Source organism: Bacillus sp. TSO22 (assembly GCF_020223595.1).
GTDB lineage: Bacteria > Bacillota > Bacilli > Bacillales > Bacillaceae > Bacillus > Bacillus inaquosorum.
In genome coordinates this window covers 313,016-338,752 of record NZ_JAHAWO010000015.1, presented here as the reverse complement: position 1 = coordinate 338,752, position 25,737 = coordinate 313,016, and the positions used below count along the sequence as shown (strand labels likewise).

Sequence of the window (25,737 nt, the reverse complement as noted above, 5' to 3'; positions counted from 1 at the left end):
GCGATTAAGCAAGGGTGTCTTTTTTAATCGTGTTGTGTATGATGGATCATTTGCTGAAGAACATCTAAAACGTGTTCATCCTCCGGAGAGTAATAAATAGATGTTCCTTCTCTGCGCGATTTTACAAGCCGGAGATTTTTTAAGAATCTAAGCTGGTGGGAAACTGTGGATTGCAGTAAATTCAGCTTTTCTGCAATTCCGTTTACAGCATGTTCACCCTGGGATAATAAATGGAGAATTCTGATTCTGGTAGGATCAGAAAGCGCTTTGAATGTTTGCGCGACGAGAAACAGCGTCTCCTCGTCCAGATCAGCAGCCGTCCGTTCCGTTTCTCTAAATTCAGTCATATGTATCACCTTTCTTTATTCATAGTTTTATCTTATAACAAATGTGCTTGAGTGCAAACCAGCTTGCTCGTGTTCCAATTCAATCTCATAGTTTAAATTTATGTTTCAAATCAGGTTTTTACTTGGTCTGATATACCGTTCTGTGTCATAATAAAAAGGTCATACTGCTCCAAACATTGAGGGTGAAACACAGTAAAGAAAAAGAGAAAAGGCTGTTTCGCTGCTGCGGGTTTTATGATGATTTTTGTCTTTGTCATCGCCTCTTTTTTATTGGTCTTGCTTTTTTTCAACCGGGATTTAATCAAAAAACTTCCGATCGATACAAAAACGATTGTTTTGGAACGTTTAACCGATTATAAACCGCTGGTGGAAGACGAGCTTGAAAACCAAGGACTCTCTAATTATACATCACTCATACTTGGCATGATGTATCAGGAGTCAAAAGGAAAAGGCAATGATCCCATGCAGTCCTCTGAATCTCTGGGGTTAAAACGCAATGAGATAACAGACCCTCAACTCAGTGTTAAACAAGGCATCAAGCAATTTACCCTCATGTACAAGTCCGGTAAGGAAAAAGGTGTAGATTTGGATACAATAATTCAAAGCTACAACATGGGGGCAGGTTATATTGATTTTGTAGCTGAACATGGAGGAACGCATACTGAGGAATTGGCAAAACAATACTCCGAGCAGCAAGTCAAAAAAAATCCCGAGCTGTATACTTGCGGGGGAAATGCAAATAATTTCCGCTATCCGTATTGCTACGGTGATTACACGTATGCAGAAAAAGTAAAAGAAAAAACAAAAACTGTTGAAGAATCTTTGCAGGTTGCAACACTTGAAACCATGGAATCAAAGGCTCATGAATAGGAGTCTATCAATTTACTGACAGAAGCCCAAAAACTGATTTGGGCTTTTGTCATGTTTACAAGCTCAAAAAAAGCCATACTCAGTATGGCTTTTAATAATACGGTGATATCATCAGATATACAATAACGCCTGTAAGACTTACATACAGCCATAGAGGCATTGTCCATCTGGCAATTTTTTTATGGCGCTCCACCTGCATGCTGAAGCCTCTGATCAGCGTAAACAGCGCAAGCGGCACAATGATTGCAGAAAGGCAGATATGCGTAATTAAAATAAAGAAGTAAATCGGGCGCATAATACCTTCTCCGCCATAAAGCGTATTCTCCGCAATCGAATGGTAAGTAACATAGCAAATCAAAAATAATAATGTTGTTGTGAAAGCGGCTAAAATAAAGCGTTTATGAGCTTTGATATTTTTCTGTTTAATCATAATCAGCGCGGCCAATAAGAAGATAAACGTAAAGCTGTTGAATATCGCATTCAGCATTGGCAAAATGTGAATATTCGCATGGCTGAACTGATCTAATTTAGGCATAAAAAACAGCACCGCGATTAAACCGTTAATCAGAACTGTCAGCGTAAGGACAATCCCCGTATAATTTTTCGGTTTATTTTCTGTTTGATTCATTTGATGACCTCTCCTAATTTGTACTGGCTATCCAAATCGTATGCAAATTCAAAGAAGATGTCAACGTTTTCGATTGCTTCGTCAGAAATTAGACACACTTCAAAGGCCGGCGGCTTTCAGCCCCGGCCGTGTTAGATTTATGCCTCCTTGATCAAATGCTCAACGACCTTATATTCATTTTCATTCAGCAGGTTCTTTTGGATTTTTGAATGAATCGGTTTATTCATATGCTGATCCAAGATATCGGCCGTTTCTTTATCACCGGCGATGACCATTCGTTCCCATCTTTTTGTGGCAGCTTTTTGATCAAGATTGGCAGCCAGACGCTTATACAGTCTCGTTTGATTCTCCGTTACATGTTCCCTCATTTGGTTCTCTTCAAATGGTGCCGCTTTGTTTACAGAGGAATGGCAATTCTCCCAAGACTCATTGATGATATCATACTCATAATGCTCCACCGCCTCAATTTTACCTAAAACGGTTTCAATAATTTTCACTTCATGCTGCTGAGTTAAAATAAACGCCGTACTTGGGTACGTTTGGCGCAGATCCTTCAGCTGATCCAGAACAGCTGTTTCTTCCCAGTAAAATCTTGTTTCTACAGGGATTTGAAGTTTAATTGGTTCCCATATGCCGCTGTCAGAAACAAAAAATACGAGACTGCGGGGCATGTCTTTTCCCATTTCATTGAGGTATTGGTCAATTTTCGTTCTGATTCCATCCAGACACTTCTCTTCCTCTGGATCACTTGCTGCCAAATACTCTTTCAATCTGCCGAATCCCGACTTTAAGACAATTTTCCATTCTCCCCCCTGCTGATCTGGATCCCTCATGTCTGTATTGAGATATAGGGAGAGAATTTTATCCGGCGGTTCCAATCGGACATACTGTAATTTCTTAATCAATGAATCAATCGCCATTCCGATTCCTCCTTTTTCACAGGTTAGTTTTCTTTTTCCTCTCTTAAAAACGGTCAAACCTTACTTTGCGCTAAATTCTAGTAATAATGGATTTGTTGTTTACAATGCCCTTCTCATCTAATACAATTGATAACTGTGTTTCTAAGCTGATTTTGAAAGGAGTTTGATCTTGTTTACTGCTGAAGAAAAAAATCGTCAAGAACTTGAAGAAGAACTAAATGATTTAGAATTTCAAATTTACCGCATGCAGGAGAATATGAAGGATCTATCTAAAGATGCCAAAGTGCTTGGTATTGATCAATCGAAACATGATGAGTGGATGATTGTTTCCTCGATTGATGATGGCCAAACATGCAAAATTATGCTTACCGATTGTAAAACGGCTTATAGAGGAAAAGGCTGTTTTTCACTTGTAGCCTCTTACAAGGACGATGTCATTCATATCGGCGACATAAAAGGCCCTCCGAATCACGGGTTTGGTTCCATTTGCATGAAATATTTAAAAGATATCGCCAGAGACCACAATATTCCGAAAGTCACCGGCGACATTGCCAAGCGGGACTGGAATCATGTAGACCGGCTGATTCATTTTTATGAAAAACATCAATTCAAAGTATGCGTTGATCATGATACACAATCAGGCAGCATTAAGTGGGTTGATTTGTAAAAAAGTCTGGAAGAATGAGCCAAGATGTGCTGTAATGGTGTAAAACCATTGATGGAGGATTCTATGTACGCCTCAAAACTGAAAAAGGGAGACGAAATCCGGATCGTGTCTCCCGCGACCAGCATGTCTATATTATCAAATGAAGCAAAAATTCAAGCAAAAACGGCGTTAGAACGCTTAGGTTATCGGGTGACTATCGCCGAACATGCAAATGAATGTAACGAATTTGATTCCTCTTCTATCGAATCAAGAGTTCATGATCTGCATGAAGCCTTTTTTGATCCAAACGTCAAAGCGATTTTAACGACACTCGGCGGCTTCAATTCAAATCAGCTGCTTCGTTATCTTGATTACGAGAAAATCAAACAGCATCCAAAAATTCTGTGCGGCTATTCCGATATAACGGCTCTTTGCAACGCCATTTATCAAAAAACGGGCCTTGTTACTTATTCAGGTCCCCACTTTTCAACATTTGCAATGAAAAAAGGGCTCGATTATACAAAAGAGTATTTTCTTTCTTGCTGCGCTTCGGACGATCCGTTTGAGATTCACCCTTCAAGCGAGTGGAGCGATGACCGCTGGTTTTTGGATCAAGAAAACAGGCGATTTTATCCTAATAACGGCCCTGTTGTGATCCAAGAGGGTTATGCGGAAGGCACTTTGATTGGCGGAAACCTTTGCACACTTAATTTGCTGCAGGGAACGGAGTATTTTCCTGAAACAGAACATACCATTTTATTGATTGAAGATGATTATATGTCAGACATCCACATGTTTGACCGCGATCTGCAATCACTCATCCATCTTCCCTCCTTCTCAAATGTTAAGGCAATTATGATCGGCAGATTTCAGAAAGCATCAAACGTATCAATAGATCTTGTGAAAGCCATGATTGGAACAAAAAAAGAATTATCCGGCCTCCCAATCATCGCAAATATAAATGCCGGACACACCTCACCAATTGCCACGTTTCCTATAGGGGGAACATGCAGGATTGAAGCTGTTTCTGGTACATCACGAATATGGATCGATAAACATTAATCAGCTTGTAAATTTCTTTTTTACAAGCTTTTTCAGCGTAAACATTTATGCAGACGCACGAGGACATGACAAATGTCATATATGATGCATGATGTGTGCTACTACAAAGGACTTCTCTCATTCGCGTATACTGAACTGAGACACACAATGAGAGGATACTTACTATGACTGAACAAACCATTGCACATAAACAAAAACAGCTTACAAAGCAAGTCGCCGCTTTTGCTAAGCCCGAAACAAAAAACAGCCTGATTCAGCTTTTGAACACGTTTATTCCTTTCTTCGGATTGTGGTTTCTGGCTTATTTTAGCCTCAACGTCTCCTATCTCCTTACGTTAGCATTAACAGTAATTGCCGCAGGATTTTTGACAAGAATTTTTATCATCTTCCATGACTGCTGCCATCAATCATTTTTCAAACAAAAGCGCTATAACCATATTCTCGGTTTTCTGACAGGTGTTCTGACTTTATTCCCGTATCTTCAATGGCAGCACAGCCATTCGATTCATCACGCAACAAGCAGCAACCTGGATAAACGCGGAACGGGTGACATCTGGATGTTAACAGTAAACGAATATAAAGCTGCATCCAGACGAACAAAGCTTGCATACAGACTTTATAGAAATCCGTTTATCATGTTTATTCTCGGACCGATTTATGTTTTTCTAATCACCAACCGTTTTAACAAAAAAGGCGCAAGACGTAAGGAGCGTGTAAACACATACCTTACGAATCTGGCCATTGCGGCGTTGGCTGCTGCTTGCTGTCTGATCTTTGGCTGGCAATCGTTTTTGCTGGTGCAAGGCCCAATTTTTCTGATCTCAGGTTCAACCGGTGTGTGGCTGTTTTATGTTCAGCATACATTTGAAGATTCTTATTTTGAAGCAGATGAAAACTGGAGCTACGTTCAGGCTGCTGTGGAAGGCAGTTCGTTTTACAAACTTCCGAAACTGCTTCAATGGCTGACAGGCAATATCGGTTACCACCACGTTCATCATTTAAGTCCAAAAGTGCCTAATTATAAGCTTGAAGTTGCTCATGAACATCACGAACCATTAAAAAATGTACCGACAATCACCTTAAAAACAAGCCTGCAATCACTTGCATTCCGCCTTTGGGATGAAGATAAAAAACAATTTGTGTCATTTCGGGATATCAAACATATACCTTTCAGCCTTCCGCCTGATTCAACAGAAAAACAGAAGCTGCGGAAGAACGCCTGACAATGAAGGAGGTCTTCTCTTATACACAAGAAGGCTTCCTTTTTATTGTTCGAGGGTGCATTCTGGCTTTCGCAATGATAAAGTTACATGTAAGATGAAAAGCAGAAAATGAGGTAATATTATGTTTAAAAAGCATTTTACATTTCAAAAACTAAGCGGGATTACGCCCTATATATGGACGATATTTTTCATTCTCCCCTTCTACTTTATATGGAAATCAAATTCAACATTTGTTATTATTGTCGGCATCATTTTGACGCTTTTATTTTTTTTGGTATATCGATTTGCTTTTGTCTCTAAAGGCTGGGCCATTTATTTGTGGGCGTTTTTGTTAATTGGCATTTCAACTGCCTCTATTACGCTGTTCAGTTATATTTATTTTGCTTTTTTTATCGCGTATTTTATTGGAAACATAAAGGACCGCGTTCCCTTTCATATTTTATATTACGTCCATTTAATAAGCGCAGCCGTCGCAGCTAATTTCAGCCTCGTATTAAAAAAGGAATTCTTTCTGACTCAAATTCCTTTCGTCGTTATTACTCTCATCAGCGCGATTTTATTGCCCTTTAGTATAAGAATCCGCAAGGAGCGCGAACGGCTGGAAGAAAAACTCGAGGATGCAAATGAACGGATTGCCGAGTTGGTGAAATTAGAAGAGCGGCAGCGAATTGCCCGCGACCTCCACGATACACTTGGGCAAAAGCTTTCTCTTATTGGTTTAAAAAGCGACTTGGCAAGAAAATTGATATACAAAGATCCCGAACAAGCAGCACGTGAACTGAAAAGTGTACAGCAAACAGCGAGAACTTCTTTAAATGAAGTAAGAAAGATCGTATCCTCTATGAAAGGCATCCGGCTCAAGGATGAACTGATCAACATCAAACAAATTCTCGAAGCAGCTGACATTACGTTTATCTATGAAGAAGAGAAATGGCCCGAAAATATCTCATTGCTTAATGAAAACATTTTGAGCATGTGCTTAAAGGAAGCTGTCACAAATGTCGTCAAACACAGTCAGGCTAAAACTTGCCGAGTTGACATTCAGCAGCTATGGAAGGAAGTTGTCATTACAGTGTCTGACGATGGAACATTCCAAGGAGAAGAAAAATTCTATTCAAAAGGTCATGGCTTACTCGGTATGAGAGAACGGCTTGAATTTGCAAACGGGAGCCTTCACATCGATACCAAAAACGGTACCAAGCTTACCATGGCAATTCCTAATAACTCAAAATAAACAAAAAGGATGGCTTACATGATTAGTATATTTATTGCGGAAGATCAGCAAATGCTGCTGGGCGCTTTAGGATCACTTCTAAACTTAGAAGACGATATGGAAGTCGTAGGCAAAGGTACAACCGGTCAAGATGCTGTTGATTTTGTCAAAAAACATGAGCCTGATGTATGCATTATGGACATTGAAATGCCCGGAAAAACAGGGCTTGAAGCTGCTGAGGAGTTAAAGGATACAGGCTGCAAAATTATAATCTTAACCACCTTTGCCAGACCCGGCTACTTTCAGAGAGCCATTAAAGCAGGCGTTAAAGGCTATTTGTTAAAAGACAGTCCGAGCGAAGAGCTCGCAAGCGCCATCCGAAGCGTCATGAAGGGAAAACGCATCTATGCACCTGAGCTGATGGAGGACATGTACAGCGAAGCTAACCCTCTTACAGATAGAGAAAAAGAAGTGCTTGAACTTGTGGCTGACGGTAAAAACACAAAAGAAATCGCTCAGGAACTCAGCATCAAAAGCGGGACGGTGCGAAATTATATCTCAATGATTCTGGAAAAGCTTGAAGTGAAAAACCGAATAGAAGCCATTACTCGGTCAAAGGAAAAAGGCTGGTTTAAATAAAAAGGATCTTGGCATCTGCCCAAGATCCTTTTTGTAACCCCAGCTTTACGTGTTTCAGGGTGTTAGATTCTCTTGCGGATTGTGATCGTGTTTATATTCTGTCAGAAGCATAACAACCATTGAAAATGGAAAAAGTACGGCAAGGATGTACAGTAAATAAATGTGTTCTAAATAGATTTTTGATAAGCCGTATAAAACAATATGGTCTGGTATCGCTATTTTTGCAGCTAAAGCCGCACTTTTTTGTAAAAAAACCGCTGACGACTGCTGCTAATAACGGTACTTTTAAAAGCCGTATATCTCTTGAACATAGCTGTATAGCCCTTGTGGGCGTATAAATATAAATGGTGCAATCCTATCGATACAATCCCAAGAACTGCAACGAAAAGCCGTCCTGTTTTGATGAGACAAGTTCATCTGCATGTTACATATACCGAGTTGTATGTGTCCAGAGTAAACATGCTAATGGTAATAGCTTAATATCGCGGCGAATACATTATGGCAATAAATCGGCAATCGGCGGAGACTATACACTGTCAGCGTTCTCAATTCAGCCCCATAAATTGAAAGGCAAGCACTCCGGGGACGACTAACTAAAACCGCCGATGAGTTTAAAGAAACCCTCTAAAAGATCGCCCTTTTGTCCTTCAGCTAAATTTTTCGCTCCTAATGCCCGCTTGGTTAACAGCCCTATAAATTATTAATAGCCCTATAATCGTCGGCCACTACACACCTTCCGAACTGCTGATATCAATTGAATTGAGTTTTCAGTATGGAAAGCCGTCAGTTGAGCAACTCCGCTCCCAAAGCGGCGAGCTTCTGATATAAGTCTTTCCTCCAATAAAACCTATTTATTACACGTGAAAACATCGGGACCACTTTTCTTTTATCAGCATATGATATAAAGATCTCTAAACAGAACGAAAAAAGACACAAGCCAAAAGCTCGCGTCTTTTCTCACAATCTATATGATTAGTTTAAGATTTTTACATTTACAGTTTTGACGCCCCAATTAGATGCATCACTTTTATTTGGTACAAATACGTCGATTTTATTTCCTTTAATAGCGCCGCCAGTGTCTGCTGCTGTTGCTTCACCGTAGCCTTCAACATAGACTTTAGAACCTAGTGGAATCACATTAGGATCAACCGCGATGACTTTCGCGTTCGGGTTCTTATTTAAGTCGATGCCTGTTGCCGTAACGCCGGAAATGCCACCGTCGTTAGCAGTGTAAGCAGTAGCAGTAACTGTTAGTTCTTTTGAAGCTTCTTGATTATTTGTATTTGATTGAACAGCCTTCTCTTCTGTGTTAACAGAAGTTTCTGCCTCAGCCTTTGTTTCTTGTTTAGGTTGCTGTTGTACAGCTTCTTGTTTAGGTTGCTCTTTTTGCACAGCCTCTTGTTTTGGTGCAGTTTGAGGTGCGCTTGTTTGCGCATTCTCAGTAACTGTGTTTGCTGCTGTTGCCTGACCTTTTACTGAAAGTGTAGATCCAGCATAGATCATATCAGAGCTTAGGTTATTCCAAACTTTCAGGTTGTTGACTGTCGTACCGAATTTTTGAGCAATCTTAGAAAGCGTATCTCCCGCTTTAATTGTATATTGCCCAGAAGTGGTTGTTTCTTCTGAAGAAATGGTCAGTTTTTCTCCTGCAAAGATTTTATCAGAAGTTAACTTGTTCCATTCTTTTAGGTCCTTTAGGTTCACTCCGTTTTTTTGAGAGATTCCCCAGAGCGTATCACCCTTTTGCACCGTGATTTCTTTTGCAGAAGCGTGAGCTCCGAATGCAGTTGTTGAAAGTGCAGCAACTGCTACAAAGGACATAATCGTCTTCTTCATAAGTAAATCCTCCCTTGTTAGCTTTTTATTGGCGGCTAACAGGTGATATCGTAACACACGTAAATGTCAAATCAATAACAAAAAGATATGATTTAGATTACAGTTCCTTTACATGAAGGATTTCTCTGTGTTGGAAAGACTTGCTGAACCCTTGATATAATAGGCTTCGCAAGTCTTTTTGATTTGAACCAAAAAAGAGAAAATAAAATGTGTTTTTTATAGAAAAAAAGGTTGATTTTCTTTTTTTTTAGTCTGTCATCCCTGCATAAGCTTGTATTTCTTGTAAAAAAAGCCGGCCGTATTTTGCTCTTTTTTGTTCTCCGACGCCTTTTATAGACAAAAGTTCCTCATCATTTGCTGGCTGTTTGCCTGACATTTCTTTTAACGTTTGGTCAGAAAAAACGACAAAAGGCGGAACCCCCTGCTCTGCCGCAATTTCTTTGCGAACCATGCGCAATCGTTCAAACAGCTCGTCATTTTCAGTAATCGCAACCGCTTTTAATGCTTCTTTTCTCGTTACTGATAATTCTCCTTTCAGCACATTCCTTCCTTTACTGCTGACAAAAAGAGTCGGAAATGTTCCGTCTGACATCCTGATGAAATCGTCAGAAATAAGAAATTCAATAAAATCACTGATTTCCCCTACTGATTGGTGTTTTAATATCCCGTATGTTGAGAGGTCGGAAAAGCCATTTTCAAGAACTTTTTTATTTTTAGAGCCGGCGAGCACCTGGGCAACCATCGTCTTGCCAAACCGTTCTTTCATGCGAATGATACAAGATAAGACCATTTGCGCCTCCCGTGTGACATCATGGGCCGTCCTTGTATCAGTGCAATTTCCGCACTGTCCGCACGCATCAGGCTCCTTTTCTCCGAAATACATAAGGATAAAACGCTGCAGACAATCTTCCGTGTGACAATAGTCGACCATTTGTCTCAGCTTTTTTAAATCCTGCTTTTGTTTCTCTTCATGTTCTGATTGTTCAATTAAAAAACGCTGCACCATAATATCCTGCGGTGAAAACAGGAGAACACATTCGCTGTCAAGACCGTCCCGCCCAGCTCGTCCAGCCTCTTGATAGTAGCTTTCCATATCTTTCGGAATTTGTGCATGCAGAACAAATCTGATATTTGATTTATCAATGCCCATTCCAAAAGCAGACGTTGCCACCATCACTTGCAGCTCATCATTAAGAAACCTTTCCTGCTGATCTTTTCTGACATCATCAGCCAAACCTCCGTGATACCGGCCTGCACTGATCTGATTTCGTTTCAATCTCTCATAAATCCGATCAGCTTCTTTTCTGGTCGCTGTATAGACAATGCCAGCTTCATGTTTGTTCTTTTGCACATATTCATCAATAAAACGATCCTTATTTTCTCCTTTTGCTACTTTAAAGGTTAAATTATCACGGGAAAATCCGGTATATACCGTGTTTTCTTTTTGAATATGCAGCTGTTTGCAAATATCCTCATGAACCTCGGGTGTTGCTGTTGCTGTTAATGCCATGATGACAGGTTTGTCATGTAATTCTCGGAACAAAATTTCAATATTTCTGTAGCTGGGCCTAAAATCGTGGCCCCATTGAGAAATACAGTGCGCCTCGTCTATTGCGACCAAAGGAACATCAATGCTCTGCAAAATCCGAATAAACTCCGTAGACGTTAATCGCTCCGGTGTAATGTAAAAAAGCTTATAAGCCGCTTCTTTGAGCCCGTTCAGCCTCTCATATATTTCCTGATTGGATTGTGTGCTGTTAATGTAGGCGGCGTTAATCCCCGCTTCTTCCAACGCATCTACTTGATCCTTCATCAAGGAAATCAAAGGCGAAATGACGATCGTTGTCCCTTCAAACATCAGTGCCGGGATTTGATAGCAAATCGATTTGCCTCCTCCCGTCGGCATAATGCAGACCGTGTTTTGCCTTTCTTCCGTCACCGAGCGGATCGCTTCCTCCTGGCCGATGCGGAGCTTTTCATAACCGAAATAATGGGCCAGAAGGGATTGGGCTCTATGTAACATAACGTGTAAACCTCGCTTTTCCTTGAATTTCTCCCATCATATCATAAAAAAGCGGCCTTCATTTCTTTCACACAGAAATTGAATTTTCACTATACCTACCTTTTTTAGATAAAATAAAAAGCCATTTCCAAAAAGGAAATGGCTTTCGCTACGTCTTGCCGTATGCAAGTAAGAAAGTTTTAAACCACCACTCCTCAAAGTGGGTGTTTGCAGAAACGTTCCTGTCGTCCTCTGCAATGGAGGCATGACATTCCGGCTTCGATATAAAACTCCCTATTACAGCTTAAAGGTTAAAACTTAATTAACAATACGCACAAAGTAGCTTCTTTTATATAGTACATCATCAGTCGTTTTTTATCAAGGGGCCAAAACAATTGTTTAGAAAAACTTTTTTCCAGCCATTAAAACTGTTATTTCGCTATTATATCTGATAATTCGACAAACAAAAAATATATCAAAATAGAAAAACAGCCATCATAGCGAAAAGGAATGATCACTTTCTTCTATATAATATATATATACAAAAAACTCCTATCGCATGGATAGGAGTTTTGACTTGATTAGAATTTTGCAGCAAGATCTTTTGCTTCTTGTAAACCTTTTTCAATGATTTCTTGTGCTTGATCAGGCGCTGCATTATGTCCTTCGATGACAACTGTTTGCAAGTCTTGAACACCCCAGAAACCAATAACAGTTTTCATGAAGTTTAATGACATTTCAAGTGCAGCCATTGGTCCTTCAGAGTAAACGCCGCCGCGAGCGTTAAGAAGCACAACTTTTTTGCCGCCCATTAAACCAACTGGTCCTTCTTGTGTGTATTTGAAAGTAACGCCTGCGCGAGACAGGTAATCAACATAAGTATGAAGCACTGCTGGCACTGTGAAGTTCCAAAGCGGGAATGCGAAAACAACTTTGTCAGCTTTTACAAACTGATTCAGATATTTGTCAGCAATTGCAGCTTGTTTTTTCTCTTCTTCTGTCATTTCCATTCCTTGGCCTGCTTTAAATGTTCCGTTAATCATATCTCTTCCAAGGTAAGGAAGGTTTTCTTTATGAAGATCTAATTCAACCACTTCATCATTAGGGTTGTTTTCTTTATAAGCAGCTAAGAAAGCTTCGTAAAGTTTAGTTGAAACGCCTTCTTCAGCTGTACGGTCGCTTGATTTTACAAATAATACTGTAGACATTTGTATTCCTCCCGGTAAACTTTTTATATTTACTTACAAATAGTATGTTACTTTCTTTTTTACTCGAAGTCAATCACTTTATTTTGAATATGAGATTTTTTTTCAAAAAAAAGCAAGTACACCTAATATCGGTGTACTTGCTTATCATTTTTACTTTGAATCTTGTTCACGATCCAAAATCTCATACGTCTGTGAGCTTTTTTGGTCAACTGTTTCTTTATTGGATAGATCCTTTACCTGTTCATGAAACTCTCTTTCAAATGACGGAGCATCTGTCTCTAATTCATCCTCCATATCAGCTTGAGCTTCAACTGTCATTCTTGCATAAGGAACAGCTTCGAGCCTTTCGTAGGGAATGTCTTGGCCAGTTTTTTCACACACTCCGTAAGTTCCGTCTTTCATCTTTTGTAATGCATGGTTGACCTCCTCTAACAGCTCCCGGTCTATTTCTCTCACCGTTTGGTCTGTCATTCGGTCTGTGACGAGCGTTCCGTGATCTGCCATGTGGTTGTCAACCCCATTTGAAAGCTCCCCCACTTCTTCCGTCATTGATTCTGTTTCCTTTTTCTCGCCAGACAATTCTTTTTGCATATCGAGCAATTTATGGTAGAGATGCTGTGTTTGTTCTTTTGTCAGTGACATGTGTATCCTCTCCTTTCTATCCTGTTTCCCGTTTCGCCCTCTGTCAAACATGGGAACTTTGATGGAAAGTTGAGCTACTGTCTTTTTGAACGGATTGTAACCGCCGGCGATGATGGTGTGGGATTTCTTTGGCACATTTTGTCCTTCTTAGTCGTGTAAACAGAACGAGCATGTGCGCATTGTTCTGTATTTATATAAAAAAAAGCCTAACCATTTTTTGAACGGCTGGCTCGTCAAATATTCAGCTGCACAAATGCTTTGTCAGCACCGCTTGAACTTCGCTTAAATCGGTGTCTTTTGCAAATTCTAATTCAAAGGTTTTGCTTCTTGTCATCAGTAAAAGCCCAGTGTCTGGATCAAACATGCCCGCTTCTTGGATCGCAAAGCTTTCAATTGTTTTATATGGAAGAAATACACGAACCTTCTTTTTAGAAAACATTTTATTGTCAAAGAAAATGATCCGTTTATTTGTAAAGCAAATTTGGTCAACCCGGAGCTTATAAATCGATTCTATTCTTTCCCCTTCAACGAGCAAAGCTTCAAGCTTCTTTGCGTCCGTTGATCTGCTAACAGAAAAAATACCCAATGAAGAACCCCTCTTTCTGCGTTTATCTATTTGTTTTATCATTCATTACATAAAAATAAGTCCTTTATCCCTATATAAGAATACGACATAGAAGACATTTAAACCATTACGAACAGATTACATTTTTCAAATTTTTGATTTGTTTTTCGTCTTTTAAGCTGTTGTCATCAAGTAATACGCACGTATAGAGAAAAAAGTTTCAATATTCAGCAATATTTTTTAAAAAGGTTTTAAAGTTTTCATTGTTTTGTTTTATTTTTCCTGTTTTAACCATAAAAAACCGCAGCTGAGCTGCGGTTTTTTATATCCTCGGCTTTATTCAGGCATTAAACCTCTTCGAAGTATTCTTTATAATAGCCGCCGACTTTATTCGTATTGTCGATCACAAATAGAAACTCCTCTGTTTCATTTTTCACTTCATATTCTTTTCCCGGAGTTAAAACGCGGTTCACGATATATTTTTTTGCGTTTGTCTGCACACATTTTACCTTTTTGATTGTTTCTTTTTCAAGCCAATTGTTATGAATCATGATGAAATCTCCTTTACTTATCTATAAGCTTATTGTAGCTTTTTTCTTTTGTAAATTGCAATATCGGTTATTCATTGATTTTGCCTTGTTTTCTATTATAGAATGTTTGTATACGCTTACTCTTACTGTAAATAACACAGCTTATTTCTGCTATTCAATCAAGGAATTAATGTGCTATCACCAAGAATCTCAAAACAGACCATAAAAATTGACTGGAGGTTTGTTACGGATGAGTTCTTTAACGATGCAAGTGACGAAAAGGCTGGAGACATTTTTACAGGGAACAAAGAAGCTTTATATTGATGGAAAGTTTGTTCCGAGTGCCTCAGGGGCAACCTTTGATACTCCCAACCCGGCAACCGGCGAAACCTTGATGACGCTGTATGAAGCCCAGGCTGCGGATGTGGACAAAGCGGTTAAAGCTGCCCGGAAAGCCTTTGACCAAGGCGAATGGAGAACAATGTCTCCAGCTTCGAGAAGCAGACTGATGTATAAGCTGGCAGACTTAATGGAAGAGCATAAAACTGAGCTTGCTCAGCTTGAAACGCTCGATAACGGAAAACCGATAAATGAAACGACTAATGGAGATATTCCGCTGGCTATTGAGCATATGCGCTATTACGCCGGCTGGTGCACAAAAATAACAGGACAGACGATCCCGGTTTCCGGCGCCTATTTTAATTATACGCGCCATGAGCCTGTCGGCGTCGTCGGCCAGATCATTCCATGGAATTTCCCTCTCCTGATGGCGATGTGGAAAATGGGTGCGGCTCTTGCAACAGGCTGTACAATCGTGCTCAAACCGGCTGAACAAACGCCGCTTTCAGCTCTTTATTTAGCAGAATTAATTGACCAAGCCGGTTTCCCTGACGGTGTAATCAATATCATTCCGGGATTCGGTGAAGATGCGGGAGAAGCGCTGACGAACCACGAAGCGGTTGATAAAATTGCCTTTACCGGTTCCACTGAAATCGGAAAGAAAATCATGTCCACCGCTGCGAAAAGCATTAAGCGGGTTACACTGGAGCTGGGCGGAAAATCACCTAATATTCTTTTGCCGGATGCGAATTTGAAAAAAGCGATCCCAGGCGCTTTAAACGGTGTGATGTTTAACCAAGGCCAAGTCTGCTGTGCGGGCTCGCGCGTTTTCATTCATAAAGACCAATATGATGAAGTTGTTAATGAGATGGTGTCCTATGCTGAATCACTTCGCCAAGGAGCGGGCCTTCATAAAGATACACAAATCGGGCCTCTCGTGAGCAAGGAACAGCACGAACGCGTTCTTTCCTATATTCAAAAAGGAAAAGATGAAGGAGCAAAAGCAGTGACTGGCGGAAGCTGTCCTTTTGAAGAAGGGTATTTTGTCGCACCGACTGTGTTTGCGAATGTTGAAGACGAGATGACCATCGCAAAAGAAGAAATTTTCGGTCCGGTGCTGACTGCCATTCCGTACGAAACTGTCGATGAAGTCATTGAACGAGCAAATCATTCAGAATATGGACTCGCGGCCGGTCTATGGACAGAGAACGTCAAGCAGGCCCACTATATCGCGGACCGTCTTCAAGCGGGAACCATCTGGGTGAACTGCTATAATGTGTTTGACGCGGCGTCTCCGTTCGGCGGTTATAAACAGTCGGGACTCGGAAGAGAAATGGGATCCTATGCCTTAGATAACTACACAGAAGTCAAAAGTGTATGGATTAATCTCGAAGATTAACATGCATGTTAAAAAAACTGCTGCCTGCCAGCAGTTTTTTCTTTCTGTAATGGCGGTAAATGACGCTGAATATATATGCTTCTGAAGGAGTTGAGCGTGATGGGCACACTTCAGGAGAAAGTGAGGCGTTATCAAAAGAAAACCATTGCAGAGTTAAGAGACAGGCAAAACGCTGACGGTTCGTGGACATTTTGCTTTGAAGGACCAATCATGACAAATTCCTTTTTTATTTTGCTCCTCACCTCACTTGATGATGGGGAGAATGAAAAAGAACTGATATCAGCGCTGGCAGCGGGCATTCGCGAAAAACAGCAGTCCGACGGCACATTTATCAATTATCCCGATGAAACGAGTGGAAATATAACGGCTACCGTCCAAGGATATGTCGGGATGCTGGCTTCAGGATGTTTTCACAGATCTGACCCGCACATGAGAAAGGCTGAACAATTTATCATTTCACATGGCGGCCTGAAACATGTTCATTTCATGACAAAATGGATGCTTGCCGCGAACGGGCTGTACCCTTGGCCTGTTTTGTATTTACCATTATCACTCATGGCGCTCCCCCCAACATTACCGGTTCATTTCTATCAGTTCAGCGCATATGCCCGAATACATTTTGCTCCTATGGCTGTAACACTCAATCAGCGATTTGTTCTTAAAAACCGCAATATTCCATCTCTTCATCATCTCGATCCGCACATGACAAAAAACCCTTTCACTTGGCTTCGATCCGATGCTTTTAAAGAAAGAGATCTCACGTCTATATTGTCACATTGGAAACGCATTTTTCATGCACCATTTGCTTTTCAGCAGCTGGGCTTACAGACAGCTAAAACGTATATGCTGGACCGGATTGAAAAAGACGGAACATTATACAGCTATGCGAGCGCAACCATATTTATGGTTTACAGCCTTCTATCACTTGGCGTGTCGCGCCACTCTTCTATCATTAGGAGGGCAATTAAAGGCATCAAATCGCTAGTGACAGAGTGCAGCCGGATTCCTTATCTTGAAAACTCTACTTCAACTGTTTGGGATACTGCTCTGATCAGCTATGCCCTTCAAAAAAACGGCGTGACCGAAACAGACAGCTCTATTACAAAAGCATCCGCCTTTTTGCTAGAACGACAGCATACCAAAATAGCAGATTGGTCTGTCAAAAATCCGGACGTACCTCCCGGCGGCTGGGGATTTTCAAACATCAATACAAATAACCCTGACTGTGATGACACTGCAGCCGTATTAAAAGCGATACCCCGCAGTTATTCTCCTTCAGCTTGGGAGCGAGGATTGTCTTGGCTTTTATCAATGCAAAACAATGACGGCGGATTTTCTGCTTTTGAAAAAAATGTGAACCACCCTCTGATCCGCCTTCTCCCGCTTGAATCCGCCGAGGACGCGGCAGTTGACCCTTCAACCGCCGACCTCACCGGACGTGTGTTGCACTTTTTAGGCGAGAAAGCCGGTTTTACAGAGAAACATCAACATATTCAGCGCGCTGTGAACTGGCTTTTCGAACATCAAGAACAAAATGGGTCTTGGTACGGGAGATGGGGGGTTTGCTACATTTACGGCACATGGGCTGCTCTAACAGGTTTGCATGCCTGCGGGGTTAACCGAAAGCACCCTGCTATACAAAAGGCCCTGTGCTGGCTCAAGTCCATACAGCTTGATGACGGCAGCTGGGGAGAATCCTGCAAAAGCGCCGAAATCAAAACGTACGTATCGCTGCATAGAGGAACCATTGTACAAACGTCCTGGGCTTTAGACGCTTTGCTCACTTACGAAAATCCCGAACACCCATCTATTGTGAAAGGTATGCAATACCTTACTGACAGCAGTTCTCATGGCGCCGATAGTCTGGCCTATCCAGCAGGAATCGGATTGCCAAAGCAATTTTATATCCGCTATCACAGCTATCCATATGTATTCTCTTTGCTGGCTGTCGGGAAGTATTTGAATGCTATTGAAAAGGAGACAGCAAATGAAACGTGAATCTTATCAAACGGAGATGTTCAATTGGTGTGAAACCCTGAAGGATCAGATTCAAAAACGAGGACAGCTTGATCAGTTTGAAGATCAAATCGACAAGATGATTGAAGCACTAGAAGATGATCAAACAACAGAAGAAGATTGGTATAATCAGGCTGCTGCCCTTTATCGGGATATTACAGAATCAGAGGATACAAGTGAAAGACGCGCTTATGTCCCTATAGGGAAACATGTGCTGCCAAAGCTGCCGTACAAATATTCCGCCTTAGAGCCTTATATTTCACGCGAGATTATGGTCCTTCATCATACGAAGCATCATCAAAGCTATGTTGACGGTCTGAACAAAGCAGAATTAGAGCTTAAGAAAGCGAGAGCATCAAAGAATTTTGATTTGGTCATTCATTGGGAAAGAGAGCTTGCATTCCATGGAGCAGGCCATTATTTGCACAGTATTTTCTGGTTTTCAATGCATCCAAACGGAAAAAGGCGTCCTACGGGCGCATTGTTCCAAATGATTGATCTTTCATTTGGAAGCTATTCCGCTTTTAAAGAACATTTCACGCAGGCCGCTAAAAAAGTAGAAGGTGTCGGCTGGGCCATTTTGGTCTGGGCACCTCGATCGGGACGGTTGGAGATTTTAACGGCAGAAAAGCACCAGCATTTCAGCCAATGGGATGTGATCCCTCTTTTACCGCTTGATGTATGGGAACATGCCTACTATTTGCAATATAAAAATGACCGGGCGAGCTACGTTGATCATTGGTGGAATGTCGTGGATTGGCGCGAGGCAGAAAAACGTTTTGAGCAAGCAAAAGAAGTTGTTTGGAAACTCTATTAAAAAAAGCCCCCTTTTCCTGGGGGCTTCTTGTTTTAAAAAATGCCTAACACATGTAAAAATACGATGATGATGGCAACAGGTGAAAGATAACGAATGAGCAGGAGCCAAACCGCAAACCACTTTCGTTTGAGGCTGGAACCGCTTTTCAGCTCGTCGAACAAATCCTGTTTCGGTATTTTTAACGGAACAAAAATAGAAATCAATAACGCGCCTAACGGCATTAAAATATTGCTTACAAGATAGTCTGCCGCATCAAAAATGGACAAGTGAAATATAGAGACGTCACTTAAGACACCGTATGATAATGCAGATGGCACTCCGACAATAAAAATAGCAATTCCGCCTAACCAAGCGAATCGTTTTCTTTTATTGACATCGCCTTTTGAAAGCACCGCGACCAAAATTTCCAGCATTGAAAAAGCGGATGTTAGTGCCGCAAATAAAAATAGAAGTAAAAATGCTAATAAAAAGATAATTCCGAACGGCATTTGATTAAATACAGTCGGCAGCACGTTAAATAACAGGACCGGCCCTTGGTCTGGTTTGAGGCCGAATGAAAAGACAGCTGGAAAAATCGCAATTCCGGCCATTACAGCAACAAGCACGTTCAATACCGTTACAGATACAGCGGATTGCACCAGATTTTCCTGTTTCTCTAAATAAGAGCTATACGTTACCATGACAGATACACCAACACTTAGTAAGAAAAAGGATTGTCCCATCGCATATAAAATCGTATTGGCATCAATTGCGGTTAAATCAGGCATCAGGAAAAACTTAAGGCCTTCCATTGCGCCATCAAGTGTAATGGAACGCACCATTAATATGACAAATAATATAAAAAGTGCCGGCATTAATACTTGGCTTGCTTTTTCAATTCCGCTGCTTACCCCTTTTGCAACAACTAAAATTGTCACCACCATAAAGAGCAGCTGGCCTCCTACAGCCAAATAAGGATTTGAAATCGTACTTGCAAATATCGTATCAAAACCAGATGTTTGCGATAAACCGCCAGTGAAGCCTTTGATAATATAAACTAAAATCCACCCGCCAACGACGCTGTAGAAAGATAAGAGAATAAAGCACGTCGCCATGCCTAAATAACCGATCCAATGCCACTTCGTTCCTGGAGCAAGTGTTTTATAGGACTGAACGGCATCTTTCTGTGTTTTTCTGCCTATGATAAATTCACCTAACAATAAAGGCAGTCCGATTAAAACCGTAAATAAAATAAAAATAAGTAAAAATGCGCCTCCTCCGCTGGTGCCTGCTACATATGGAAATTTCCATATCGCGCCAAGCCCGATAGCTGATCCTGCCGCGGCTAAAATAAAGCCGAGCTTCGAAGACCATTGATTCGCTTCCTTCACCCTATCACTCCTATTTTATCTAACCATTATAAAGATTCATTGTAAGAATATCTTCCTATATAGTCAAGAACATTTTAATTAGTTTACATAATATATCTACTGTCATCTATTTAAAGCCAATCCGTCTATTGATATTGAATTATTCAGATAATTAATTATAATAAGAGAATGTTTAAAATTTTGTGAGAATTTCCGCTGAAGTTCTTGATAAATGTGTAAGGAGTGTTTTTATGGACATCATTAGAAAAATAAGTCATTTCGCGGGACAAACCTTCGGCATATGGGTCATTGTTTTTGCCGTGCTGGGATTTTCTTTCCCGTCTTTATTTACGTGGATCAGTTCTTATATTACGATTTTTCTTGGCATTATCATGTTTGGAATGGGTCTTACATTGCAAGCCGATGATTTCAAAGAGCTGCTCAGAAAGCCTTGGCACGTCATCATTGGAGTGATTGCTCAGTATACCATCATGCCGCTCGTTGCTTTTGGATTGGCATTTGGACTGCATCTGCCAGCTGAAATTGCAGTGGGTGTTATCCTTGTGGGTTGCTGCCCTGGGGGAACTGCATCTAATGTCATGACATTTTTAGCAAAAGGAAATACGGCGCTTTCTGTTGCTGTTACAACAATATCTACCTTGTTGGCACCTGTTGTAACACCGGTTTTGATTATGCTGTTTGCAAAGGAATGGCTTCCAGTCTCGCCGGGGTCTTTGTTTATTTCAATCTTACAGGCTGTTTTATTTCCGATCATTGCAGGCCTGATCGTCAAAATGTTTTTCAGAAAACAAGTCGCAAAAGCCGTACATGCCCTTCCGCTTGTTTCTGTCATTGGCATCGTTGCAATTGTCTCAGCTGTCGTCAGCGGCAACAGGGAAAATCTGCTTCAAACAGGGTTGCTCATTTTTTCTGTTGTCATCCTGCATAACGGTATCGGCTATTTGCTTGGATTTCTTTGCGCAAAGCTTTTAAAAATGGATTATCCGTCTCAAAAAGCGATTGCAATCGAAGTCGGTATGCAAAATTCAGGACTTGGGGCGGCACTAGCCACAGCTCATTTCTCACCGCTATCTGCCGTACCAAGCGCGATATTCAGTGTGTGGCATAACCTTTCAGGTTCCATGCTTGCAACATATTGGTCAAAAAAAGCGAAAAAGAAACAAACAGCATCAACCAGCAATAATCTATCTCTTTAAATCCGCATACAAAAAAGGTACATCACATTATCGTGATGTACCTTTTTTTATTAGCCCTCTAATAAAAGCTGTTCAGGATCTTCCAGTAAATTTTTGATTGTCACTAGGAAACCAACCGCTTCTTTACCGTCTACAATCCGGTGATCATAAGATAAAGCGATATACATCATCGGACGGTTTTCGAAGCGCTCTTCATCAATTGCCACAGGGCGCAGCTGAATCTTATGCATGCCCAGTATACCGACTTGAGGGCTGTTTAAAATCGGAGTCGACATCAGTGAACCGAAAGTCCCCCCGTTTGTAATGGTGAAGGAGCCCCCCTGTAGCTCACTAAGGGTTAATTTATTGTTTCTTGCTTTTTTCGCAAGCTCGCCAATTTCTTTTTCGATTCCTGCAAATGTCAGGCGGTCCGCATCCCGTACAACCGGAACGACAAGGCCTTCATCAGCCGCAACAGCGATCCCAATATCGTAGAATTTCTTAACGATCAGCTCATCGCCTTGAATTTCCGCATTCAGCAGCGGATATTTTTTCAACGCAGCTACGACCGCTTTCGTAAAGAAAGACATGAAGCCGAGCTTCACTTCGTTTTGCTCAAAGAATTGATCTTTGCGGCGTTTTCTGAGATTCATGACAGCCGTCATGTCTACTTCATTAAATGTAGTCAGCATCGCCGATGTTTGCTGTACCTCTACAAGGCGTTTTGCAATCGTTTGTCTGCGGCGTGACATTTTTTGCACTTCAACAGGTTTCTCAAAGCTTTGCTGTGCTTTTTGAGCCTGAGGCTGCTGCTGTTTTTGCTGAGGAGCCGGTTTTGACGCTGGTTTTTCGTACGCTTCGACATCATGCTTGCGCACTCTTCCTAACGGATCTCCCGTTGGAACCTGAGACAAGTCAATTCCTTTCTCTCTTGCCAGCTTACGGGCTGAAGGAGAAGCAATCGTTCTTGATTTTGCTTCGGCTTGCGTTTCCTCGCTCACCTCTTGTGCCGCTGGTTCAGCTTGCTTCTCTACTTTTTCGCTTTCCTTGCTTTCAGCTTTCTCTGAAGGAGCAGGGGCAGAACTTTCACCCGCGCCTTCTGAAATCGTACCGATAATTTCTCCGACTTGGACGGTATCACCCGAATCTTTCAATACCTCTTGAAGTACACCCGATTCTTCTGCTGTCAATTCAACATTTACTTTGTCCGTTTCTAGTTCAAGCAGATATTCACCCTGTTCTACATAATCACCAGGCTGCTTTAACCATTGGGCTATTGTTCCTTCTGAGATTGATTCTGCTAATTCAGGTACCTTAATTTCCGCCATTTTTTCATTTCCCCCTTAGTTTTTGCGAGTCAAGCTATCAGATACAATACGTTCCTGTTCTTTTTTATGAACTGTCGGATCTCCCTCTGCAGGGCTGGATCGTCTTCTTCGTCCAATATATTGAACACTTACTCCCTGTGGTGCAATTTCTGTCAAATACGGGCTGATATAACTCCAAGCCCCCATGTTCTGCGGCTCTTCCTGCACCCAAACGATTTCTTGCAGGTTCGGAAGTTTTGCAAATAATTCTTTGACTCCTTTTGCCGGGAATGGATACAGCTGTTCAATTCTCGCAATGTGAAGCCACTCTTTACCATCTTCTAATTTATTGAAATGATCACTGATGTCTATGGACACTTTACCGCTGGATAATACAAGTCTGGTTACTTTTTCATAGTCATGAGAAAGTCCGGACTGTTCGTAAACAGGCTGGAAGCGGCTTTCGCTGAGCTCCTGCACTTCCGAAACCGTATTCGGATTACGAAGAAGGCTCTTCGGCGTCATAATGACGAGCGGTCTGATCTCTTCACGAAGCAGCATTTTCGCCTGTCTTCTTAAAATATGGAAATACTGTGCAGCGCTTGTCAGATTGGCAACCGTCCAGTTGTTCTCCGCGGCAAGCTGCAGGAACCGCTCGATTCTTCCGCTTGAGTGCTCAGGCCCCTGTCCCTCGTAACCGTGCGGAAGCAGCATAACTAATCCAGATTTTTGGCCCCATTTCGCACGTCCGGCAGAAATGAATTGGTCAAAATACACTTGAGCAGCGTTGGCAAAATCTCCGTACTGCGCTTCCCACATGACAAGCGTTTCCGGTGAATGCACGTTATAGCCGTATTCAAAGCCGAGAACCGATCCTTCAGACAGCGGGCTGTTATGAACAGCAAACGATGTGCCACAGTCAGATAAGTGATGAAGCGGCACAAATTCTTCACCCGTCTCACTGTCATGAAGCACAAGGTTTCTTTGGGCGAACGTTCCGCGCTCGGAATCCTGTCCTGTTAAACGAATCGGTGTTCCGTCTTTCAAAATAGAAGCAAACGCAAGTGATTCAGCCAAAGACCATTCCACTTTTCTGTCATCATCAAACGCCTTTGCGCGTCTTTCTAAAATGCGCTTTAGCTTGCCGAAAACGTTAAACGACTCCGGCCAGTTGACCAATTCGCCATTCAGCTTGCGAAGCACATCAAAATCAATGGAGGTGTCCACATCAGGGAAACCGTTTGAAACAGGCTCTGGAAGTTCAATTTCACAGGCGGTATGTTCCTTTTTAGCCGGCACTTTCTGATAAGCATCCTCAATGCGCTTCGTTACCGATTTTTCGATGTTTTGAACAACTTCCTCGGTAAGCACGCCTTCGTTCACAAGCTTTTCGGCGAAAATTTGTTTGACGGTCGGATGCTTTCTGACAGCATCATACAGCATTGGCTGAGTGGTTGACGGCTCATCCATTTCGTTGTGCCCGTAGCGTCTGTACCCGATCAAGTCAATTAGAAAGTCCTTGTTGAATGTTTTTCGGTATTCGACCGCAAACTTAACAGCTGAAAGACAGGCTTCAGGATCGTCTGCATTTACGTGAACAATCGGAATTTCATAGCCCTTCGCCAGGTCACTGGCATAGTTTGTCGATCTTGATTCAGCGCTTTCTGTTGTGAATCCGATCATGTTATTGGCAATAATATGAATCGCACCGCCTACTTGATACCCTTTTAAAGAGCTTAAATTCAATGTTTCAGCAACAATTCCTTCCCCAGGGAATGCAGCGTCTCCATGAATTAAAATGGCAAGCGATTTTGTTTCATCCTGCACCGGGTATCCGCTTTGTGTTCTTGTTTCTTGTGCCGCTCTTGTACTGCCTTCAACAATTGGATTGATAAATTCCAAGTGGCTCGGGTTGTTTGCTAACGTAATGCGTGCTGATTTTGTTTCAGCGTCTTGAAGCTCCCGATTTGCCCCCAGATGGTATTTCACATCCCCTGTCCATCCGTAGCTGATTCCGATTGATCCCTCAGACGGGACAAGGTCTTTGTTCGGCGCATGCTGAAATTCAGAGAAAATAATTTCATACGGTTTGCCGAGCACGTGAGCCAATACATTCAGGCGCCCCCTGTGCGCCATTCCGATGTTGACACTGGTCGTACCTGATTTGACAGATTGTGCAATAATGTCATCCAGCACTGGTACAAGCGCGTCCAATCCCTCAATGGAAAAGCGCTTCTGTCCGACGAATGTGCGGTGCAAAAACTGCTCGAAGCCCTCTACTTCTGTCAGTCTCTCCAGCACAGCCGACAGTTTTTCAGCTGAGTTCTTCTGGAACAGCTCGCCAGATTCAATCTTTCTCGTCAGCCACTCACGCTCTTTGAAGTCATGCACATGGTCAAATTCAAATGAGATCGTTCTTTTATAGGTATTTCGTAAATACTGAATGGCTTCTAGACCGTTCGTAATGTTTTTAGGAGCGTCTTTACAAATCACTGACGCAGGTATTGCTTTTATTTCTTCTTCTGTTAGCCCGTAATCGGATAATGGAAAGAGTTCGCTCTTTTTCCCATCCTTTCTGAGCGGATTGACGGAAGCGTTTAAATGGCCATAGGTTCGGATATCTTCTGCAAGTCTGACTGCGGATGCGATCTTTTGAATCAGATCGGCTGTAACACGTCCCTTTTCTTTTGTTCCCGAGGCCTCTTTTATATCGCTTGGCGGAGCACCGAGCTCGTCGAACATGTCCTTTAGATCCGGATCAATGCTGTTCGGATCCTGGGTATACTGATCGTAAAGCTCCAGCGCATAGCCGAGGTTCGGACCGTAAAAATCTTCCCAATTCATTCGTTGTTTCATACTATTTTGAAACATTTGAATATTACCCCCAACTTAGATAATCAAGTGAATGATTCACTATCTTAAAATAACTTTCGAACACTGTGTCCAAAATTATGTAATAAAAACGCTTCCAACGATATTTTAC

Annotated in this window: 22 protein-coding genes and 1 other RNA gene; 10 read left to right on the top strand and 13 right to left on the bottom strand. The window is 41.6% G+C overall.

What is annotated here, in order from left to right; genetic code table 11:
• Nucleotides 1-23 precede the first annotated feature (23 nt).
• A complete protein-coding gene (gene czrA, locus KHQ79_RS21585; protein WP_019258638.1) occupies nucleotides 24-347 on the bottom strand; it encodes a Zn(II)-responsive metalloregulatory transcriptional repressor CzrA in 324 nt (107 codons plus the stop codon).
• A 234-nt stretch (nucleotides 348-581) separates the two neighbouring features.
• Between czrA and KHQ79_RS21580 the strand changes: the two genes are divergently transcribed.
• A complete protein-coding gene (locus tag KHQ79_RS21580; protein WP_225516877.1) occupies nucleotides 582-1,217 on the top strand; it encodes a lysozyme family protein in 636 nt (211 codons plus the stop codon).
• Nucleotides 1,218-1,308: 91 nt separating this feature from the next.
• Here the strand turns inward: KHQ79_RS21580 and KHQ79_RS21575 are convergent, their stop codons facing one another.
• Together KHQ79_RS21575 and KHQ79_RS21570 are read right to left on the bottom strand one after the other, a co-directional pair.
• Entirely contained in the window at nucleotides 1,309-1,845 is a 537-nt protein-coding gene (locus tag KHQ79_RS21575) for a DUF420 domain-containing protein (protein WP_003231280.1), read from the bottom strand.
• A 137-nt stretch (nucleotides 1,846-1,982) separates the two neighbouring features.
• Complete coding sequence (locus KHQ79_RS21570; RefSeq protein WP_225516876.1) at nucleotides 1,983-2,765, bottom strand: VLRF1 family aeRF1-type release factor; 783 nt, start codon at nucleotides 2,763-2,765, stop codon at nucleotides 1,983-1,985.
• 169 nt (nucleotides 2,766-2,934) lie between these two features.
• On the opposite strand from KHQ79_RS21570, the gene KHQ79_RS21565 reads away from it, so the two are divergent.
• The 5 genes from KHQ79_RS21565 to desR all read left to right on the top strand — a co-directional run bounded on the left by KHQ79_RS21565 (nucleotide 2,935) and on the right by desR (nucleotide 7,548).
• The gene (locus KHQ79_RS21565) at nucleotides 2,935-3,432 is read left to right on the top strand and encodes an N-acetyltransferase (RefSeq protein WP_003241676.1); all 498 of its coding nucleotides are present in this window, start codon (nucleotides 2,935-2,937) and stop codon (nucleotides 3,430-3,432) included.
• Nucleotides 3,433-3,495: 63 nt separating this feature from the next.
• Nucleotides 3,496-4,473, top strand: a complete 978-nt coding sequence (locus tag KHQ79_RS21560) for a S66 family peptidase (RefSeq protein WP_225516875.1) — start codon at nucleotides 3,496-3,498, stop codon at nucleotides 4,471-4,473.
• Between the two features lie 164 nt (nucleotides 4,474-4,637).
• Nucleotides 4,638-5,696, top strand: a complete 1,059-nt coding sequence (gene desA, locus KHQ79_RS21555) for a Delta(5) desaturase DesA (protein WP_225516874.1) — start codon at nucleotides 4,638-4,640, stop codon at nucleotides 5,694-5,696.
• Between the two features lie 121 nt (nucleotides 5,697-5,817).
• Nucleotides 5,818-6,930 carry a two-component sensor histidine kinase DesK gene (desK, locus tag KHQ79_RS21550; RefSeq protein ID WP_088110764.1) on the top strand — a complete coding sequence of 371 codons (1,113 nt, stop codon included), beginning with the start codon at nucleotides 5,818-5,820 and terminating at the stop codon, nucleotides 6,928-6,930.
• 18 nt (nucleotides 6,931-6,948) lie between these two features.
• Complete coding sequence (gene desR, locus KHQ79_RS21545; protein WP_060398819.1) at nucleotides 6,949-7,548, top strand: two-component system response regulator DesR; 600 nt, start codon at nucleotides 6,949-6,951, stop codon at nucleotides 7,546-7,548.
• 972 nt (nucleotides 7,549-8,520) lie between these two features.
• Here desR and KHQ79_RS21540 read toward each other — a convergent pair.
• The 7 genes from KHQ79_RS21540 to KHQ79_RS21510 form a co-directional block, all read right to left on the bottom strand.
• Nucleotides 8,521-9,384: a LysM peptidoglycan-binding and 3D domain-containing protein gene (locus KHQ79_RS21540; protein ID WP_003241667.1), complete on the bottom strand. Its 864-nt coding sequence runs from the start codon at nucleotides 9,382-9,384 to the stop codon at nucleotides 8,521-8,523.
• 247 nt (nucleotides 9,385-9,631) lie between these two features.
• Nucleotides 9,632-11,407 carry a DNA helicase RecQ gene (gene recQ / locus KHQ79_RS21535; RefSeq protein WP_003241665.1) on the bottom strand — a complete coding sequence of 592 codons (1,776 nt, stop codon included), beginning with the start codon at nucleotides 11,405-11,407 and terminating at the stop codon, nucleotides 9,632-9,634.
• Between the two features lie 141 nt (nucleotides 11,408-11,548).
• Nucleotides 11,549-11,735, bottom strand: a non-coding RNA gene (ssrS, locus tag KHQ79_RS21530) — 6S RNA.
• A gap of 232 nt (nucleotides 11,736-11,967) precedes the next feature.
• Complete coding sequence (gene azoJ / locus KHQ79_RS21525; RefSeq protein ID WP_148981906.1) at nucleotides 11,968-12,594, bottom strand: FMN-dependent NADH-azoreductase AzoJ; 627 nt, start codon at nucleotides 12,592-12,594, stop codon at nucleotides 11,968-11,970.
• 150 nt (nucleotides 12,595-12,744) lie between these two features.
• Nucleotides 12,745-13,236, bottom strand: coding sequence for a TraR/DksA family transcriptional regulator (locus KHQ79_RS21520; protein ID WP_060398822.1), 492 nt, complete (start codon nucleotides 13,234-13,236; stop codon nucleotides 12,745-12,747).
• A gap of 241 nt (nucleotides 13,237-13,477) precedes the next feature.
• On the bottom strand, nucleotides 13,478-13,822 hold the full coding sequence (locus KHQ79_RS21515) for a PH domain-containing protein (RefSeq protein WP_003220141.1): 345 nt from the start codon (nucleotides 13,820-13,822) through the stop codon (nucleotides 13,478-13,480).
• A gap of 326 nt (nucleotides 13,823-14,148) precedes the next feature.
• Complete coding sequence (locus KHQ79_RS21510) at nucleotides 14,149-14,352, bottom strand: DUF6501 family protein (RefSeq protein WP_003241656.1); 204 nt, start codon at nucleotides 14,350-14,352, stop codon at nucleotides 14,149-14,151.
• 229 nt (nucleotides 14,353-14,581) lie between these two features.
• Between KHQ79_RS21510 and dhaS the strand changes: the two genes are divergently transcribed.
• The 3 genes from dhaS (at nucleotide 14,582) to KHQ79_RS21495 (ending at nucleotide 18,902) form a co-directional block, all read left to right on the top strand.
• Nucleotides 14,582-16,069 (top strand): aldehyde dehydrogenase DhaS, encoded by a 1,488-nt coding sequence (dhaS, locus tag KHQ79_RS21505; protein WP_003241654.1) that lies wholly within the window; start codon nucleotides 14,582-14,584, stop codon nucleotides 16,067-16,069.
• A 99-nt stretch (nucleotides 16,070-16,168) separates the two neighbouring features.
• Entirely contained in the window at nucleotides 16,169-18,067 is a 1,899-nt protein-coding gene (locus KHQ79_RS21500) for a terpene cyclase/mutase family protein (protein ID WP_225516873.1), read from the top strand.
• Nucleotides 18,057-18,902, top strand: coding sequence for a superoxide dismutase (locus KHQ79_RS21495; RefSeq protein ID WP_225516872.1), 846 nt, complete (start codon nucleotides 18,057-18,059; stop codon nucleotides 18,900-18,902). Before KHQ79_RS21500 ends, KHQ79_RS21495 begins: the two co-directional genes overlap by 11 nt.
• Before the next feature lie 32 nt (nucleotides 18,903-18,934).
• Here KHQ79_RS21495 and KHQ79_RS21490 read toward each other — a convergent pair whose 3' ends face one another.
• Nucleotides 18,935-20,272 (bottom strand): sodium-dependent transporter, encoded by a 1,338-nt coding sequence (locus tag KHQ79_RS21490; RefSeq protein ID WP_088110760.1) that lies wholly within the window; start codon nucleotides 20,270-20,272, stop codon nucleotides 18,935-18,937.
• Between the two features lie 230 nt (nucleotides 20,273-20,502).
• On the opposite strand from KHQ79_RS21490, the gene KHQ79_RS21485 reads away from it, so the two are divergent.
• Nucleotides 20,503-21,468, top strand: coding sequence for a bile acid:sodium symporter family transporter (locus tag KHQ79_RS21485; protein ID WP_225516871.1), 966 nt, complete (start codon nucleotides 20,503-20,505; stop codon nucleotides 21,466-21,468).
• A gap of 50 nt (nucleotides 21,469-21,518) precedes the next feature.
• On the opposite strand, the gene odhB is transcribed toward KHQ79_RS21485, so the two are convergent.
• Together odhB and sucA are read right to left on the bottom strand one after the other, a co-directional pair.
• Nucleotides 21,519-22,775, bottom strand: coding sequence for a 2-oxoglutarate dehydrogenase complex dihydrolipoyllysine-residue succinyltransferase (gene odhB, locus KHQ79_RS21480; RefSeq protein WP_225516870.1), 1,257 nt, complete (start codon nucleotides 22,773-22,775; stop codon nucleotides 21,519-21,521).
• 15 nt (nucleotides 22,776-22,790) lie between these two features.
• Nucleotides 22,791-25,625 (bottom strand): 2-oxoglutarate dehydrogenase E1 component, encoded by a 2,835-nt coding sequence (sucA, locus tag KHQ79_RS21475; RefSeq protein WP_225516869.1) that lies wholly within the window; start codon nucleotides 25,623-25,625, stop codon nucleotides 22,791-22,793.
• Nucleotides 25,626-25,737 lie beyond the last annotated feature (112 nt).

Coding starts and splice junctions, on each gene's coding strand:
- azoJ (WP_148981906.1), bottom strand. CDS start 12,594: ATGTCTACAGTATTATTTGTAAAATCAAGCGACCGTACAGCTGAAGAA.
- odhB (WP_225516870.1), bottom strand. CDS start 22,775: ATGGCGGAAATTAAGGTACCTGAATTAGCAGAATCAATCTCAGAAGGA.
- KHQ79_RS21510 (WP_003241656.1), bottom strand. CDS start 14,352: ATGATTCATAACAATTGGCTTGAAAAAGAAACAATCAAAAAGGTAAAA.
- KHQ79_RS21570 (WP_225516876.1), bottom strand. CDS start 2,765: ATGGCGATTGATTCATTGATTAAGAAATTACAGTATGTCCGATTGGAA.
- KHQ79_RS21560 (WP_225516875.1), top strand. CDS start 3,496: ATGTACGCCTCAAAACTGAAAAAGGGAGACGAAATCCGGATCGTGTCT.
- desK (WP_088110764.1), top strand. CDS start 5,818: ATGTTTAAAAAGCATTTTACATTTCAAAAACTAAGCGGGATTACGCCC.
- recQ (WP_003241665.1), bottom strand. CDS start 11,407: ATGTTACATAGAGCCCAATCCCTTCTGGCCCATTATTTCGGTTATGAA.
- KHQ79_RS21575 (WP_003231280.1), bottom strand. CDS start 1,845: ATGAATCAAACAGAAAATAAACCGAAAAATTATACGGGGATTGTCCTT.
- sucA (WP_225516869.1), bottom strand. CDS start 25,625: ATGTTTCAAAATAGTATGAAACAACGAATGAATTGGGAAGATTTTTAC.
- KHQ79_RS21500 (WP_225516873.1), top strand. CDS start 16,169: ATGGGCACACTTCAGGAGAAAGTGAGGCGTTATCAAAAGAAAACCATT.
- KHQ79_RS21485 (WP_225516871.1), top strand. CDS start 20,503: ATGGACATCATTAGAAAAATAAGTCATTTCGCGGGACAAACCTTCGGC.
- desA (WP_225516874.1), top strand. CDS start 4,638: ATGACTGAACAAACCATTGCACATAAACAAAAACAGCTTACAAAGCAA.
- KHQ79_RS21520 (WP_060398822.1), bottom strand. CDS start 13,236: ATGTCACTGACAAAAGAACAAACACAGCATCTCTACCATAAATTGCTC.
- KHQ79_RS21540 (WP_003241667.1), bottom strand. CDS start 9,384: ATGAAGAAGACGATTATGTCCTTTGTAGCAGTTGCTGCACTTTCAACA.
- dhaS (WP_003241654.1), top strand. CDS start 14,582: ATGAGTTCTTTAACGATGCAAGTGACGAAAAGGCTGGAGACATTTTTA.
- KHQ79_RS21580 (WP_225516877.1), top strand. CDS start 582: ATGATGATTTTTGTCTTTGTCATCGCCTCTTTTTTATTGGTCTTGCTT.
- czrA (WP_019258638.1), bottom strand. CDS start 347: ATGACTGAATTTAGAGAAACGGAACGGACGGCTGCTGATCTGGACGAG.
- desR (WP_060398819.1), top strand. CDS start 6,949: ATGATTAGTATATTTATTGCGGAAGATCAGCAAATGCTGCTGGGCGCT.
- KHQ79_RS21495 (WP_225516872.1), top strand. CDS start 18,057: ATGAAACGTGAATCTTATCAAACGGAGATGTTCAATTGGTGTGAAACC.